Origin of the sequence: Halocynthiibacter sp. C4 (genome assembly GCF_028823805.1) — a bacterium.
Lineage (GTDB): Bacteria > Pseudomonadota > Alphaproteobacteria > Rhodobacterales > Rhodobacteraceae > Falsihalocynthiibacter > Falsihalocynthiibacter halioticoli.
Genome location: NZ_JAPEIE010000014.1, coordinates 1 through 278 on the forward strand (window position 1 = coordinate 1; position 278 = coordinate 278).

Sequence of the window (278 nt, forward strand, 5' to 3'; positions counted from 1 at the left end):
TAGACGATGCCGCGCTGCGCGCGCTCGACATTGTAGTCGGCGGCCTGCAGCAGCTTCAGGATGATGTTCTCGACGTCCTCGCCGACATAGCCGGCTTCGGTCAGCGTCGTCGCATCGGCCATGGTGAACGGCACGTCGAGGATGCGGGCCAGCGTCTGCGCGAGCAGCGTCTTGCCCGAACCGGTCGGACCGATCAGCAGAATGTTCGACTTCGCCAGTTCGACGTCGTTGTGCTTGGTCTGATGGTTAAGCCGCTTGTAGTGGTTGTGGACGGCAAC

At 62.2% G+C, this 278-nt stretch carries 1 protein-coding gene; it reads right to left on the bottom strand.

What is annotated here, in order from left to right:
• On the bottom strand, nucleotides 1-278 hold a 278-nt coding region (locus OU789_RS16825; RefSeq protein ID WP_274656948.1), incomplete at both ends, for an AAA family ATPase.